Below are 15223 nucleotides of genomic sequence, written 5' to 3'. Positions count from 1 at the left end.
GGCGCAAGGCTTGAGGTTATTGCGTCGCTATTTCACTGCCTGCATCAACGGCTTGGGAAACAGGTTCTCCAGCGTCTCGAGCAGGCGGGCGTGGTAGATCGGCTTGCGGAACAGATCGAGCACCTGCAAGCGCAGCAGGTCGCTGACATCGTCCATGTCGGCGTGCCCGGACATGACGATCACCGGCAGGTGCTGGCGCGCGGTGTGCTCGCGCAGACGTCGGACCAGACCCAGCCCGCTCTCCTCGGGCATGCGCAGGTCGGTGATCACCAGGGCGACGTCGGGGTAGCGGGTCAACAACTGCAGGGCCGCCCGCACCGAAGTGGCGGTATGGCAACAGAACCCTTCGTTCTCCAGCAACTCCGCCAGTTCCAGCAGGGCCTCTTCCTCGTCGTCCACCAGCAGAATCTGTTGACGCAAGGAAGAGGTCGGCATGGTCGGCTCCTGGTTGTGGGACTACACGTCATGCAGGCATGGAGGGATCACTGGGTAATCGCGGTCTTGATCTTGTTCATGATGTCGGTCACCTCAGTCGAGATCGGCGTGACGAAGCCGGCCAGCACCACCGCCACCATGGCCGCGATCACCGCGTACTCGATGCCGGAGGCGCCATCCTTGCGCAGGAAGAAGGTTTTCACGTGGAAAATGATCTGTTGCAGCGACATGGCACTTCTCCTTGCGCTCGTAGGGCGCCGGTAGACGGGGCTTGATAAGTGATACCCCTTTGCCATCAGAGCATCGTCAAGCCATGGCGGCCTGCAAATGTAAGAAGGTATTAATCCTAAAGTGTTGATTTTGATTAGCACCTGTAAGCTTTTGTTTTAACGAAGCGTCAATTTCATGGCTCAAAAAAACCAGCGCAGTTAATGGCGAAAGAACCCGTCTCAACTACCGTCCAATAGCGAAATAGTTACTTTTTGCCATCATCGGTCCAAGGCACGGGGAGGGCGCAAATGAGCAGTCGCTTGACCATGATCCTTGCCGCTCTGTTTCTGCTGGCGGCGTTGTTGGCCGGTTACTGGGGCCTGCGCCTGAGCCGCCCGGCGGAGTTGCCAGCGCCGCCTCCAACTGCCCCCGCCGAGGCCGTGGTGCCCACCGCGCCCGTGCCGGTGGCGCCCCCGGAACCCGCGCGTTTCCCCATCGTGGTGCTGCGCCGGGCGGTACCTGCCAATACCCCGTTGAGTGAAGACGATGTGCTCGTGGAGCGCCTGCAGGTCGTGCCTGCCGGGGCGTTCCAGCAGCTCGACCAGGTGCTTGGGCGCAGCAGTGCGCGGCCCCTGGCGGCGGGAAGCTGGCTGGACGAGTCGAGCTTCCAGGCCGGTGGGCCGCTGGCTCGCATGATCCGCCGCCACGAGCGGGCCGTGGCGGTGGCGGTCGACGATGTGATCGGCGCGGGCGGGCAACTGCGGCCAGGTGACTACGTCGATGTGCTGCTGTTCCTGCGTGAGGAGAACAACAATCCGCAGTCTTCGGCCCAGGTGGTGCTGCCGGCGTTGCGCGTGCTCAGCGTCGACCAGCAGACCGGCCTTGGCAACGATGGTCGTCCGGCGCAGACCGCCGAGGAGCAGAAGGCACGCCGCGATCAGCAGGCCCTCAACAGCAATGTCACCCGTACCGTCGGCCTGGCCGTGCCCGAGACCCTGGCCAGCCGGTTGATGCTGGCGGCCCAGGCCGGGACCTTGCGCCTCGCGGTGCGCAGTGCCGACGAGCAATTGCTGGCGGCTTACTGGTCCGGCAAGGACGCCAGTGCGCAGCTGGACTCGGCCAACCGCAGCCTCTATCGCTTCAGCCAGCTGTCGCAGGTGCCGCTGGCCAGCCAGACGGCGGCGGCCGCCGCAGGCGCGCCAGCCATGCAGATCATTCGTGGCGCCCAGAACAGCGACACCAACAAGACCCCCTGACCCGGCAAGGATGCAATCCATGCGTCGTTCTTTGCATGCTTCTCTACGTGGTGCGCTGCTGGCCTCGTGTCTGCTGGGGCTGCTCGTGCCTTGGCCGTCACAGGCCGCGGCCAAGGGCTGCGCGGCGTTCGCCCAGCTGCCGTCGGTGATCGAGATGGACCAGGGCCTGCAGCAGGAACTGCGCCTGCCGGTGACCATCACCCGGGCGGCGGTAGGCGAACCCAAGGTGGCCGATGTGCAGCCCAGTGGCGAGCGCGCGGTGCTGCTGACGGCGGTGGCGCAGGGCAACACCAGCCTGATGCTGTGGACCGACTGCGCCGCGCAGCCGCACCGGGCCATGCTCTTCGTCAAGGGCCGCGCCAGCGCCGACATGGCCGAGACGGCGCAGCTGCCGTCGGCGCAGGAAGACTTGCCGGTGCAGGTGCAGGCCGACATTCGCTTCGTCGAGGTGCGCCGCCTCAAGTACAAGGAGGCCGGGGCGCGCCTGTTCTTCAAGGGCTCGAACAACACCCTGATCGGCTCGCCCAACACCGTGCCCAACACGGTGGTGCGCCCAGGCCATGTGCCCAGCGTGGCCGACAGCGCGAACCCAGGCAACTACATCAATGTGAAGCCTGGCATCCCGCTCGACAACGATGTCTTCAACATCGTCTGGGGTGGTGGCAGCAGCCGTTTCCTGGCGATGATCAATGCCCTGGAGAACAGCGGTTTCGCCTACACCCTGGCGCGTCCCAGCCTCACGGTGCTGAGCGGCCTGACCGCGAGCTTCCTGGCCGGCGGCGAGATTCCCATCCCGGTACCCAGCAGCGGCAGCGACAACGTGTCGATCGAGTACAAGGAGTTCGGTGTGCGCCTGGCCCTGACTCCTACCGTGGTCAGCCGCAACCGCATCACGTTGAAGGTGGCCCCGGAAGTCAGCGAGCTCGACTACAACAACGCGGTGACCATCGCCGGTACCCAGGTGCCCGGCCTGAGCGTGAGGCGCACCGACACCAGTATTTCCCTGGCCGACGGCGAAAGCTTCATCATCAGCGGCCTGATCAGCAGCAATGTGCGCTCGAGCGTGGACAAGATGCCGGGCCTGGGCAACCTGCCGATCATCGGCGCGTTCTTCCGTCAGTCGGCGCTCAATCGCGAGGAGACCGAACTGCTGATGATCGTCACTCCGCACCTGGTCCAGCCGCTGGCCGCCAACGCGCGCCTGCCGGAGCTGCCGGGCGAGGGGCTGCGTACCTACGACCCTAGCTGGGGCCGCCTGTTCTTCATGGAAAACGGCAACTTCGATGGCCGTGGCGGGTTATCCCAATGAGTGAAAGCCTGAACCAGACCTACCTGGCCCTGACCCGCAACGAAGAGGACCTGCACTGGCTGCAAGGCGCCCTGGCACCGCTGGGACAGGTGATCGGCGCCGGCAGCGCGGGCCTCGACGAGTTGCTGGCGCTGGTCGACATGACTTTCAGCAACCTGGTGTTCATCGGCCTGGACCGTGAGCAGCTGATCAGCCAGTGCGCGCTGATCGAGGGCTTGCTGGAGGCCAAGCCGATGCTGGCCATCGTCGCCCTGGGCGATGGCATGGACAACCAGCTGGTGCTGCACGCCATGCGCGCCGGCGCCCGCGACTTCGTCGCCTATGGCTCGCGGGCCAGCGAGGTGGCCGGCCTGGTGCGGCGCCTGGGCAAGCGCTTGCCGACGGTCGCCGGCAGCCCCAGCCTGGGAGGCCTCACCGTGCTCTTCGGGGTCCAGCGCGGCGCCGATGGCGCGTTGCTCACCACCCACCTGGCGCGGGTGGTGCAGGACAGCGGCCAGCAGACGCTGTTGCTCGATCTCGGCCTGCCGCGTGGCGACAGCCTGACCTTGCTGGGGCTGGAGGCCTCGTTCCATTTCGGCGATGCCCTGCGCCACCTGCGCCGCCTCGACGCGACCCTGATCGACAGCGCCTTCACCCGTGACAAGGGTGGCTTGCGCATTCTCGCCTACGCCGACAACGACGAGGCCCTTGAGCAGACCAGCGCCGCCGAGCTGTACATGCTGCTCGGCGCCTTGCGCCAGCACTTCCAGCACATCGTCGTGAACCTCACCGGGCAGGCCGACAGCGAGGCGTTGCGCACCATCGTCAGCCACTGCGACAAGCTGATCGTCTACACCGACCAGAACATCCTCGACTGCCGCCGCAATCTGGACGTGCTCGAGCAATGGCGCGACCGCGGCATCAAGCTCGAACACGCCAGCCTTTTGGTGGACCGCTACCTGCGTCATGTGGCGCCGGATGCCGATGCCCTGGCCAAGCGCTATGGGCTGGCGCTGCTCAACGTCATGCCGTACAGCCCGGAGTTGCGCCTGAACGCCAAGAACCAGGGCCTGAGCCTGTTCGAGCTGGCCCCGCGCGAGAGCCTGACCCAGGCCCTGCGCGGCCTCGGCGAGCGCCTGGCGCGTCGCTCGGAAAACCTCGCGCCGCCGGCCCATGCCTGGCTGCGCCGGCTGTGGGGCAATCGATGAGCAACGAAGAACCCTTTGGCGGGCCGCGCCATGCGGCGAACGATCCGCAGGTGCTCAAGCGCGCCCTGCACCGGCATGTCATCGACGCCATCGAGGACAGTGGTCGCAACCTGCTCGAAGGCGCGCGCCCGGCGCTGGCGCAGTTCGTCCTGGAGCAGGTCGGCGACTATGTCGCGCGCCTGCGCCTGGCGCTGTCGCGCTACGAGATGGAGCGCCTGGGCGAGGAGATCGTCGACGAACTGACCGGCTATGGGCCGCTGGAGGTGCTGCTGCGCGACCCCAGCGTCACCGAGATCCTGGTCAATGGTCCGTACCGGGTGTTCGTCGAGCGTGGCGGTCTGCTGCAGCAGACCGACCTGCGTTTCATCGATGCCCACCACGTCGAGCGGGTGATGCAGCGCATCCTCGCGCCCCTGGGGCGGCGCCTGGACGAGTCGTCGCCGATGGTCGATGCGCGCATACCCGACGGCAGCCGGGTCAATGCGATCATCCCGCCCGTGGCCCTGGACGGGCCGTGCCTGTCGATTCGCAAGTTCCGCCAGGACATGCTCAAGAGCGCCGACCTGCTGGCCACCCGCGCCATCGACCAGGCCATCTACGACTTTCTCGAACGGGCCGTGGGCCGGCGCTGCAATATCCTCGTCAGCGGCGGCACCGGTACCGGCAAGACCACGCTGCTGAATATCCTCAGCCAGATGATCGCCCCCCAGGAGCGCCTGGTGACCATCGAGGATGTCGCCGAGCTGCAACTGCACCACCCGCATGTGGTGCGCCTGGAGACCCGTCCGCCGAACGCCGAGGGCCATGGCGAGATCAAGGCCAGCGAGCTGATCCGCAACGCCCTGCGCATGCGCCCGGATCGCATCATCCTCGGCGAGATCCGCGGCGCCGAGGTGCTCGACGTGATGACCGCGATGAACACCGGCCACGACGGTTCGATGAGCACGGTGCACGCCAACACCGCCCAGGACGCCCTGCTGCGCCTGGAGACCCTGGTCGGCCTGACCGGGCGCCAGGTCGCCGAGAAGACCCTGCGGCAGATGATCTGCGCGGCGCTGGACGTGGTGATCCAACTGACCCGCCTGGCCGATGGCCGGCGTTGCGTCAGCGAAGTGCTGGAGGTGGTCGGGGTACGCGACGACGTGTATGTCACCAACACCTTGTTCCGCCTCGATCGACGCAATGGCGATGCCTTCCTGCGCGAGGCGCCGAACCCTGCGGGCAGCAAGCTGCGTCACGAGGGGGTGCTGTGATGGGACCGCTGCTGCTGGCGCTATCGCCGTTGTGCCTGGGCATGGCGCTGTTGCTGTGGCGCCTGGGCCTGTACAAGCGTGGCGAGGAGCGCGTCTTGCAGCGTCTGGGGCGTGCCTTTCATATGTTGCGTATGGGCAGTGCCCGGCGCGATTGGCTTGACCCGCTGTTGCAGCGCGCGGGCCTGGCCCATGCCGAGTTTGCCCCCAGGCCCTGGCTCGCGGCCTGGCTGGCACTGACGCTGGCGGCCGGGCTGCTGGGGGGCTGGGTGGCGGCGCTGATGGCGTCTCTGGGGCTGCCCCTGCTCGGGCACTTCTACCTGAGCTGGCGCAGCCGGCGCCGGCTGCGCCAGATCATCCAGCAATTGCCTGGCCTGCTCGACTACGGCGTGCGCAGCCTCAAGGCCGGGCGCACGCTCAACGAGGCGGTGCTCGGTGGTATCGACAGCACCCGTGAACCGCTGCGTTCGGCCATGCTGCGGGTGCGCCGCAACGTGCAGTTGGGCGTGCCGCTGGAGGACGCGGTCAGCGAGTTCGCCGAGCTGTATCGCCAGGACGAGCTGCGCATGTTCGCCCTGGGCCTGCGCATCAACCAGCGTCATGGTGGCAACGCCAGCGAGTTGCTGGAGAACCTGATCAAGCTCATTCGCGAGCACGAGCAGGGCGACCGCCAGTTGCGCGCCATGACGGGCGAAACGCGCATCACGGCGCTGATCCTCGGCGCGCTGCCGTTGGCCATGGTCGGTTACTTCCTGCTCGCCAACCCGGGTTACCTGCTGGCCATGTGGCGCGACAGCCATGGGCAGATGCTGCTGCTGTTCGCCTTCGCCCTGCAGGTCGTCGGGTGCCTGGTGCTGTGGCGCATGATGAGGAGTCTGTGAGCATGGCCCTGTTGCTCAGTGCTTTTTGCCTGTTCGCCGCCTTTGCCTTGCTGGCCCTGCAGGCCGCGCGCCAGTTGCGTGCTCGGCAGCGGGTGGCGCGGCGCCTGCAGGGGCGCCTGGCCCGGGACGAGCGGCTGGGCGATTGGCTGCAATGGTTGGGCAGCAGTGCCCTGGGCCGGCGCCTGCAACGCCTGGACGGTGAAACACAGGCGCTGCTCGACAGATTGGGCTGGCGACGCAGCCGGCAACGGGCGCTGTTCGCCGCGATGCAGCTGGGCTTGCCGGTATTGTCAGTGCTGGCGGCGTTGCTGCTGACCCATGGCCTGCCGGCCGAAAACCGTGGGCACTGGAGCGTGCTGGTGCTGTGCGCGCTGGGCGCGGGCTATCTGCTGCCCAAGCGTCTGCTGGCGGCGGCGGCGGCACGGCGCCAGCGCAAGATCGCCCAGGAAGTGAGCCTGCTGATTCCGTTGCTGCGCATCCTCTTCGAAACCGGGCTGGCGGTGGAGCAGGCCTTGCGCGTGCTGGCCCATGAGGGCCGCAGCCTGGTGCCGAACATCAGTGACGAACTGCGCCTGGTGCTGCAGCGTGTCGATTCGGGCCTTGCCCTGGGGCCGGAGCTGGAGAAAACCGCGCGGCTGCTGGCGGTGGACGAGTTCATCGACACCTGCGTGATCCTTCAGCAGCTGCTGGCGCAGGGCAGTGGTTCGATGAAGTCGCTGCTGGCGCTCAAGGAACTGCTCGATGACCGACGTCTGACCGGCCTGCAGGAGCGGGTGTCGAAGATGTCGGCGAAGATGTCAGCGGTGATGATGGTGTTCCTGTTCCCGGCCTTGCTCATCGTGCTGGCCGGGCCTGGCTTTTCCGCGTTGGCGCGGGCCCTGGGGTCATGAACATGGAGCGCAGGTACTGCAGGAGGGGGAGAAATACAATGAAAGCGATCCTGTTGCTAAGCGGTCTGTTGCTGCTCACCGGCTGTGCCGGCCAGCCTCCTGAGGGCCTGGCCCGCCTGCTCGGCGGCAGCAGCTGCGGCAAGCCCGATGCCGACCAGCAACTGAGCCTGGACATGGCCGACCAGATGATCAGCGAAGGCCGTCCGCATGCCGGGCTGGCCCACCTGGAGCAGTTACCCGAGACCCTCGACCAGGTACGCCTGCGCAAGGCCAAGGTGTTGCGCCAGCTCGGGCGCGGCGAGGCCGAGCCACTCTATCGCAGCCTGCTCGGCGGCTGTCTGGCCGCCGAGGGTGAGCACGGCCTGGGGCAACTGGCCTCGGCCCGTGGCGACGACGCGCAGGCGCTGCGCAACTTGCAACGGGCGGTGCGCCTGGCGCCCACCGACGAAAAGGTGCGTAACGACCTGGGGGTGGTGCAGATGAACCTGGGGCATCTCGAGCAGGCGCGCTTCGAGTTCCTGACCGCCATCGAGCTCAAGGACGACAACCCGTTGCCGGCGGTCAACCTGGTGACCTTGTCGCTGGTGCAGGACAACTGGACCCAGGCCGAGGATCTGGTGAATCGCCTGCGTCTGAAGCCGGAGCAGTTCGCCGAGGCCCAGGCCCGGGCACAGCGCATCAGGGCCAGTGGACGGGGGCCGCTGGCGGCGACCGAAAGCTCGGCCGCGGCCATCAACTGATCGGGAGGTGATCATGTTCAAGCACTGGATGGTCCTGGCCTGCGTGATTGCACCGTTGCTGGCCCAGGCCGAGGAACCGCCACGCAAGCCGCGTCCGGAGACGGCCACCGAAGCCCTGCTGCAGGTGCAGGCAAGCAATCGCGAGGCCTCCCGCGTGCGCCAGGTGCAGACCGACAAGGAGCGTGACCAGGCCATGCAGCGCTGGCTGGACAGCTACAAGTACGCGATTCCGGATTTCTATCGCTGGACGAAGATCAACTCATCGAACAACTGAGACGCCAGCGCGGTGTTCGCGCGTGGCTAAAACCGCCCACAACGACCGAGCTTGTCGCAAACCATGCACGATCCTGTGGGAGCGGGTTCACCCGCGAAGCAGGCCGCACGGTGCGTGGCACCGACTACGCCGGTATTCGCGGCTGAAGTTGCTCCCACGGCGATCGGGCATTTCAATGGGTGGTGAAGCGCTGATGCACCGGCGAAGAGCGTGGGGTCAATGCCAGCGCCAGTTGCGTGCGGTTGTGCATGTGGGTCAGGCGTAGCACCTGGGACTCATACAGCTTCACGGTGTTCTCGGTGATGCCCAGCTCGCAGGCGATCTGGTAGTTGGTCTTGCCCTTGCTCACCAGCTTGGCGACCTCCAACTGCCGAGGTGACAGCTTTTCGAACGCGGCTGGCAGCTCCGGCTCGCCTTCCTCGGCATCGGTGGCGCGGCGATGAGTCCCCTGGCCACGGGCCTTTTCCAGGTCCTGGTACAGGTCGTCTATGGACTCGGCCAGTTCCTGCAGGCGCTGGTTGAGGCTGCCCAGCTCGCGAAAGTTGCGGCGCCGTTCCTGCAGCGCCTGTTCCTGGCGACGCACGCCTTCGAGCAGCTCGCCCAGGTCCATGGGCTTCTGGTAGTAGTCGGCGAAGCCCTCGCGCAGGGCGCGGATCACGTCTTGTTTGTCGGCACGACCGGTCAGCATGATCGCCTCGAACATGCGCTGCGGTCCGGCCATCTGCTTGAGCGTGCGCACCAGTTCGATGCCATCGCGCTCGGGCATGTGCAGGTCGCACAGCACCAGGCCGATTGCTTCGTCGGCCTTGTAGCAGTCGATGGCCTGCCCGGTGGAGTGGGCGGGCACGCAACGGTAGCCCTCGCTTTCGAGGAATTCGCACAGTTCTTCGACGATCACTGGCTGGTCGTCGACCACCAGCACTTTCACCTCACTGACAGACTTGTTCACGATCAACTCCCTGTTGTATCGGCTCTGCTCCCGGGCCAGACGCTCTGGCTGCTAGAAAAGTAGTCGCACTTTGCAATTATGTACATCGGTCCAGCTCCAGTATTCGACCATTCGGTCGGTTATTGGATCCATACGGCTGTCAGCAGGAAGCCGGCCAGCACGTAAGGGGCGAAGGGCTGCTTGTCGCCGACCTGTTCGGCCAGCGCTTGCAGGCGTTTCTTCACCTTGGGATTGAGCAGCGTCCACAACCGGCGGCGGCCGAGCAGCCAGGCGAGCACGGTGACCCCCGCGCCGATGAAGGTGCCCAGCACATACTGCGGGCTGGTGGCCAGGGCCAGGGCGCCCATCAGCTTGACGTCGCCGGCGCCGAAGCGACCGAGCATGTAGCCGGGCAGGGTGAGCAGCATGACGATGGCCAGCGCCCAGCCGGCGTCGCTGGCGTCGGCGCCGATCCAGCTGCGCCCGGTGGCGAACAGCCAGGCCAAGGCACAGGCGGCGGCACCCAGGGTGAGGGTGTTGGATATCTGCCGTTCACGGACATCTTGTTCGGTGCACAAGGCAAGCCACATCAGGAGAACAATGCTTTGCATTGGCAAATTGCCATCCCTATTCGTTGAACGGTTCTATGCTTTCAGACAGGTCTCACAGTCAGGGTAGACTCGATCATGAAAGCAGGCCCGGCGGGACAGCAAAAAGGCGCGGTGGCCATCGAATTCGTCGTGGTGTTCATGGTGTTTTTCTCGGTGTTCTACGGGCTGGTCAGCTATGCCTTGCCCATGCTCATGCTGCAGTCGTTCAACCAGGCCAGCAGCGAAGCGGTGCGGCGCTGCGTGGCGGTTGACCCGGCCAGCAAGACCTACGAGCTGGACGTAGAGGGGCTGGCTCGGCAGGTGATCGGCCAGCAGCTGTCGTGGATGCCCGATGCGCTGGGCTTCAACGTGATCACCGACACCAAGGTCACTGTCGGCAGCGACAAAGTGCTGACGGTGCTCATCGACTACCCGCGCAGCCGACTGACGAGCGTGTTGCCAACCCTGGTGCTGCCGGTGATCGGTGATGTGCCGAAGCTGCCCGAGCGCCTGCAGGCGCAGGCGAGCCTGCAACTGTGACGGGCGGCCTGTTCGATCGCTGGCGTTCGGCGCCGGTTGCCGCGCCCGAGACACTGCCCGCCGTGGGGCTGCAACTGTGGCTCGATGACCAGGCCCGGGTGCTGCGTCTGGCCGGTCCGCTGCGCACCTTGCTGGCATTGCCCAGCCGCCCTGGGGCCCGCGTGCACGACTACGTGCAGCGGCATAGCTGGCTGGTGCTCGAAGGCGAGCCGGCCGACTGGCAGGGGCAGCCGCTGGACCTGGACTTCCACACGGTCATGGGCCATGCGCTGCATACCCGTGGCTGGCTGCAGCGCCAGGCGTCTGGCTGGATGCTGCAACTGTTCGACATCGGCGACCTGTTGCGTGAGCAACGCTGGGACCGCCAGCGGCCGTTGCTCGGGGAAATCGGTCACGCCTTGCGTGAATGCGGTAGCGAGCGTCTGGCACAGACCGCCGCTGAGCAGCTGCAAACCCTTGCCGAGCATTGGCAAGCCAGCTCGCTGCGCCTGATGCTGCGTGAGGCCGGCGGCTGGCGGCATTACGCATGCAGCGAGGAGGCATGGCCCTGGCCAGACGACCAGCGCCTGCAAGGCTGGCTGGACGCGCTGCCGGCCCACACGTTGATCGAGGTCCGCGACGACCCCGAGCTGCTGGTCTTGTGCGGCGGTGTGTCGTTGTTCCTCGTGCCTTACCGCCTGGGCCTGGATGCCGAGGCCTGGATACTGTGCGCCGGGGCGCGGCAGGCCCCGCCGGAGGACATCGCGATGGCGTTGGCGCGCACCTTGGCCGAACCCCTGTTGGTCCGTCATCGGCGCCAGCAGTTGCAGCGTCAGGCCCATCACCTTGATGACCTGCAGCGTCAGCTCGGCGCCGGCTGGTGGGAGTGGTCGGCGCAGGGCGACCTGCACCTGGAGCCGGCCTTGGCCCGCGCACTTGGCCTGCCGTGCCAGGCAAGCCTGGGGCAATGGCTGGCACGCCTGCACCCGGCCGACCGCGAGGCGGCGCAACTGGCCTTGAGCCAGGCCCGCGAAGGAGATGCGTTAAGCCTGAGCATACGTTTGCCGGATGCTGACCCGCAGGGCGCCGTGCGCTGGTTCCACTGGGTCGGCCAGGGGCGGGCGGGCGTGCTGCGTGGCTTCCTGCTGGACATCAGTGCGCTCAAGGCACAGGAGCAGCAGGCCGGCGCCGCGCGGGCCCGCCTGGAGAACCTGATCGCCAGCTCGCCGGCGGTGATCTATGTGCAGCGCTATGTCGACGGGGCGCTGCACAGCGACTTCTTCAGCGCCAGCCTGGGGCCGTTGCTTGGCTGGGCCAGCGACGGCGAGCAGGCGCGCCAGCCGGGGCTGGCGGTGCACCCGGACGATCGCCCGTTGTGGCTGGAACGCACGCGCAACCTGCTGCGCGAGGGCCAGGTACGCTGTCGCTATCGCCTGCGCGATCACCTCGGCGGCTACCACTGGATGCACGATGAAGCGCGCCTGTTGCGTGACGACCTGGGGCAGCCGCTGGAGGTGGTCGGCCTGTGGCTGGATGTCAGCGAGGCGACCGAGGCGGCCGAGCGCATGCGCCAGAGCGAGGAGCGCTATCGCGTGCTGGTGGAGGACTCGCCGGCGATGATCTGTCGCTATCGCCCGGACCTGACACTGCTCTTCGCCAACCGGCCACTGGCCGATTACCTGGGGCGCACGCCCGAACAGCTGCAGGGCGCCGACCTGGGCCAGTGGCTGTCGGACAGCCAGCGCGAGGCATTCGTCCAGCGCCTGCGGGCGCTGACTCCGGAGCGCCCGCTAGGCAGCGCGGAGATCTGCCTGCAACTGCCCGGTCGCGAGCATGCCTGGTGGGTGTGGGCCGATCGCGGACTGTTCGACGCCGAGGGCCGGCTGCTGGAGGTCCAGGCGGTGGGACGCGACAACACCGACCTGCGGCGCAGCCAGCAGCAATTGCTGCAGGGCGCCAAGATGGCCACCCTCGGCGAGCTGGCCACGGGGCTGGTGCATGAGATCAGCCAGCCGCTCAACGTCATGCAGATGGCGGTGGGCAACACCCTCAAGCGCCTGGAGAACGGCAGCGCCGATCCGGCCTATCTGGAGGAGAAGCTGCGCCGTATCGATGGCCAGATCGTGCGGGCGGCCCGCCTGGTGGATCATATGCGCGCGTATGGTCGGCGCTCGCCGCTCGAGCGCGAGGGCTTCGCTGCCTGGGCCGCGGTGGAGGGCGCCCGGGCGCTGCTGGAGGAAGGCCTGCGCGGCAAGGGCGTCGAACTGTGCCTGGAGCGGCCCGAGGTGCAGCCACAGGTGTTGGGGCATCAGGATCAGGTGGAGCAGGTGTTGATCAACCTGATGGTCAACGCCCGCGACGCCTTGCTCGAGAAAGGATGCAAACAGCCTTGGATCAGGGTCCGCCAGCTGTTGCAGGAAGAGCGCCTGTGCCTGCTGGTGGAGGACAACGCTGGGGGGATCGACCCACTGTTGCACGAACGCATCTTCGAGCCGTTCTTCACCACCAAGCCAGCCGGTGTCGGCACCGGGCTGGGGCTGTCGGTCAGCCATGGCATCGTCAGCCGCATGGGCGGCAGGCTGAGCGTGGCCAACAGCGAAGTGGGCGCCTGTTTCAGGATCGAGCTGCCGCTTTACAGCATCAGTTGAGCACTGCCGCTGGTGCAGCTCAGGTTGGCGCCGACTTCGGCACTCGCCAGGTCGATGCCCAGCACCTTGAGCAGGCCATTGACCAAGGGATCGACCAGGGGGCTCAGCAGGTTCTTGATCAGCGGCTCGAGGATGTTCCTCACCCCGTCCAGCAACCCGGCGGTGAGCACCAGCACTTGACCGAGGCCACTGTTGCCGATCGGTTGGTAGGCCTCCAGGTGAATCCCGCCCAGCGTATCGGAGAGGCTGCCCACCACCTGCGCCTGGTCGCTGTCCATCGGCTTGAAGTACGGATCCTTCTTGATGTCCGGAAGCTCGTTCTCGCCGTTGAACAGCAGATTCTTTTCCAGCGGCCCGCTGCCCAGTATCCGCGTGTCGATCCGCAGGCCGATCCCGCCGCCGGCAAACGGCACGCGGGTTCCACAGGAGGGCGGCAGGATCAGCAGGCGGCTGCAGACATTGGTGCCTATGTCGATCAGCGGCAACGCCTTGACGTTAGTGGTGCCGTCCTTGAGAAATGCCTGTGGCGAGTCGAACATGCCGACCGCGATCTTGGCCGCCGAGCGCTGAGTGAGCGTGCTAAGGCGTTTGGGCGCGCAACTGTAGTTCTGCGCAGGAGGCGGTTGCAGACGGCTGGTGGCCTCGGCCACTTCCACGCCGATGTCGATATGCACTTTGTTGTCGAGCAGCTTGATATCGCTGACCTTGCACGGAATGCCCAGTGCGCAGGTCAGCGATTGCACGGTGCCCAGCAGGTTCAGGCTGAGCAGGTTGTTGAGCACGTTGGTCAGCGGTGCCGCCAGGTCGAGCACGGCGTTGAGCAGCCCGGCGATGCCCGAGAGCAAGGGCAGGTCGAGCGACACCAGCACGCGCGTCTGGGCAGTGTGGATGCGCAGTTGGTCGGTGCGTGGATCGCCCACCGAGGAGAACTGCTGTGGCTCGACCACCCGCAGATACACCCGCCCGTTGACCAGGCCAAGCAGCGAGATCGGCAGTTCGGCATCCACCCCACGCTCGCCGGTGGCGACCTGGAGCATGGTCTGTATCAGCTGCAGGAGTTGAACGTTGGCGTCCAGTCCGGCCCGCGTGGTTCCGGTCTGGAGGTTGAGCAGCTCGCCCACGGTCATCTGGTCAGGCAGGTCGAGCGCGATATTGAGCAGGTTGCTGGTCACTTCGACGGCGGCGCCGCTTTGCTGCAATACCTTGGCCGCCACCTTCAGCAACTGGGTCGCCGAGGTGTTCAGGTTCAGCAGTTGCTGGAAGTCTCCCACATCCAGTTTCAGGTCGACGGCAAGCGCATCGAGGAAACTGAGCAGGTTGAGCTGGGTGTCGGCCAGACCTTGCCAGCCCAGGACGCTGAGCTGGGTACTGCCCCCCAGGGCCTTGAGCAGCGCGTTGAGGAGGTTGGCCTGCATCGAGGAAATCTTCAGCAGCGTGCTGCGAATGGCCAGCCGCGCCTGGGCCGGTCCGGGGCTCGCGGCGACCGCGCTGGCGCGCAAGGTGGTGGTGCGGGCGATCGCGCCGCCCTGGACCAAGGCGTATACCCCGCCGGCAACGCTGGTGGTCACCACATTGCTGACTTCGACCTTGATCGCTTCGCTGCGCGCGGTGTCGACGATGAAAGTGCGCAAGTTGTCGCTGCCAGTGCGCAGGTAGCCGCAGCTGGCGCTCAGGGGGTTGAGCGGGGCATGGCCGTTACGGGTTGCGGCGGTGCGCGCCAGGGTGGCGGCCTGGGGACCGTTGCCAGTGCAGGAGCCGCCGTGTTGCGCGGCTTCCAGCGCCGCCATGTCGGCGATGCGCTGGAGCTTGCGTTGTTCGAGGTAGAGGCGACCGCTGTCGACCGCCAGGAGCATGAACACCAGGGCCAAGCCCATGGTCAGCGCGGCCATCAGGCCGATCGCGCCGTGTTGGCGCACAGCGGAACGGGAAACCACGGGCACTCCTTTGCCGGCCAGGGCCCGGCAGCGTGGCGGCGGTGCAAGGAGTGTAGTCAAGGTGATGGCAAGTTGCCTTGTCTGCTTTTCCGCCCTTATGGAGCAAACCGTAATTCTTTGATTCGGCTGGAACAGCGTGGGAGCGGGCTTGCCCCGCGATCACCGGCAAAGC

15 protein-coding genes are annotated in these 15223 nt (G+C 66.5%); 10 read left to right on the top strand and 5 right to left on the bottom strand.

The genetic code is table 11. The annotated features are described in order from the left end of the window. Positions 1 to 27: 27 nt before the first annotated feature. Together ACYUME_RS23105 and ACYUME_RS23100 are read right to left on the bottom strand one after the other, a co-directional pair. Entirely contained in the window at positions 28 to 435 is a 408-nt protein-coding gene (locus tag ACYUME_RS23105) for a response regulator (RefSeq protein ID WP_279884577.1), read from the bottom strand. A gap of 47 nt (positions 436 to 482) precedes the next feature. Next, positions 483 to 665: a Flp family type IVb pilin gene (locus ACYUME_RS23100; protein WP_279884575.1), complete on the bottom strand. Its 183-nt coding sequence runs from the start codon at positions 663 to 665 to the stop codon at positions 483 to 485. A 288-nt stretch (positions 666 to 953) separates the two neighbouring features. Here ACYUME_RS23100 and cpaB point away from each other — a divergent pair, with 288 nt between their 5' ends. From cpaB to ACYUME_RS23060, 8 genes are read left to right on the top strand one after another with little or no spacing between them, the layout of a single operon-like run. Further along, positions 954 to 1901: a Flp pilus assembly protein CpaB gene (cpaB, locus tag ACYUME_RS23095; protein ID WP_279884573.1), complete on the top strand. Its 948-nt coding sequence runs from the start codon at positions 954 to 956 to the stop codon at positions 1899 to 1901. A 19-nt stretch (positions 1902 to 1920) separates the two neighbouring features. Further along, positions 1921 to 3210, top strand: a complete 1290-nt coding sequence (locus ACYUME_RS23090; RefSeq protein ID WP_460417068.1) for a type II and III secretion system protein family protein — start codon at positions 1921 to 1923, stop codon at positions 3208 to 3210. After that, positions 3207 to 4397, top strand: a complete 1191-nt coding sequence (locus ACYUME_RS23085) for a pilus assembly protein (RefSeq protein WP_279884569.1) — start codon at positions 3207 to 3209, stop codon at positions 4395 to 4397. The genes ACYUME_RS23090 and ACYUME_RS23085 overlap by 4 nt, the downstream gene beginning before the upstream one ends. Continuing rightward, a complete protein-coding gene (locus tag ACYUME_RS23080) occupies positions 4394 to 5650 on the top strand; it encodes a CpaF family protein (protein ID WP_460417066.1) in 1257 nt (418 codons plus the stop codon). The genes ACYUME_RS23085 and ACYUME_RS23080 overlap by 4 nt, the downstream gene beginning before the upstream one ends. Then, positions 5647 to 6528, top strand: coding sequence for a type II secretion system F family protein (locus ACYUME_RS23075; protein WP_460417064.1), 882 nt, complete (start codon positions 5647 to 5649; stop codon positions 6526 to 6528). The genes ACYUME_RS23080 and ACYUME_RS23075 overlap by 4 nt, the downstream gene beginning before the upstream one ends. Before the next feature lie 2 nt (positions 6529 to 6530). Beyond that, positions 6531 to 7418, top strand: a complete 888-nt coding sequence (locus ACYUME_RS23070; protein WP_460417062.1) for a type II secretion system F family protein — start codon at positions 6531 to 6533, stop codon at positions 7416 to 7418. Between the two features lie 38 nt (positions 7419 to 7456). Then, positions 7457 to 8158: a tetratricopeptide repeat protein gene (locus tag ACYUME_RS23065; protein WP_460417061.1), complete on the top strand. Its 702-nt coding sequence runs from the start codon at positions 7457 to 7459 to the stop codon at positions 8156 to 8158. A gap of 13 nt (positions 8159 to 8171) precedes the next feature. Further along, positions 8172 to 8432: a DUF3613 domain-containing protein gene (locus tag ACYUME_RS23060; protein ID WP_460417059.1), complete on the top strand. Its 261-nt coding sequence runs from the start codon at positions 8172 to 8174 to the stop codon at positions 8430 to 8432. Between the two features lie 172 nt (positions 8433 to 8604). Here ACYUME_RS23060 and ACYUME_RS23055 read toward each other — a convergent pair whose 3' ends face one another. Next, a complete protein-coding gene (locus ACYUME_RS23055) occupies positions 8605 to 9387 on the bottom strand; it encodes a response regulator (RefSeq protein WP_460417057.1) in 783 nt (260 codons plus the stop codon). Between the two features lie 113 nt (positions 9388 to 9500). Next, the gene (locus ACYUME_RS23050; RefSeq protein WP_279884554.1) at positions 9501 to 9971 is read right to left on the bottom strand and encodes an A24 family peptidase; all 471 of its coding nucleotides are present in this window, start codon (positions 9969 to 9971) and stop codon (positions 9501 to 9503) included. Between the two features lie 75 nt (positions 9972 to 10046). On the opposite strand from ACYUME_RS23050, the gene ACYUME_RS23045 reads away from it, so the two are divergent. Then, the gene (locus tag ACYUME_RS23045; protein WP_460417054.1) at positions 10047 to 10490 is read left to right on the top strand and encodes a TadE/TadG family type IV pilus assembly protein; all 444 of its coding nucleotides are present in this window, start codon (positions 10047 to 10049) and stop codon (positions 10488 to 10490) included. After that, positions 10487 to 13117: a PAS domain-containing sensor histidine kinase gene (locus ACYUME_RS23040; protein ID WP_460417052.1), complete on the top strand. Its 2631-nt coding sequence runs from the start codon at positions 10487 to 10489 to the stop codon at positions 13115 to 13117. Before ACYUME_RS23045 ends, ACYUME_RS23040 begins: the two co-directional genes overlap by 4 nt. Here ACYUME_RS23040 and ACYUME_RS23035 read toward each other — a convergent pair. Continuing rightward, entirely contained in the window at positions 13102 to 15051 is a 1950-nt protein-coding gene (locus ACYUME_RS23035; RefSeq protein WP_460417050.1) for a pilus assembly protein TadG-related protein, read from the bottom strand. The two genes, ACYUME_RS23040 and ACYUME_RS23035, sit on opposite strands and share 16 nt — an antisense overlap. Positions 15052 to 15223 lie beyond the last annotated feature (172 nt).

The sequence above is a fragment of the Pseudomonas sp. microsymbiont 2 genome (assembly GCF_054788395.1).
Note: the sequence above shows the minus strand (reverse complement) of the source record. Positions and strands in the feature narration are given on the sequence as shown.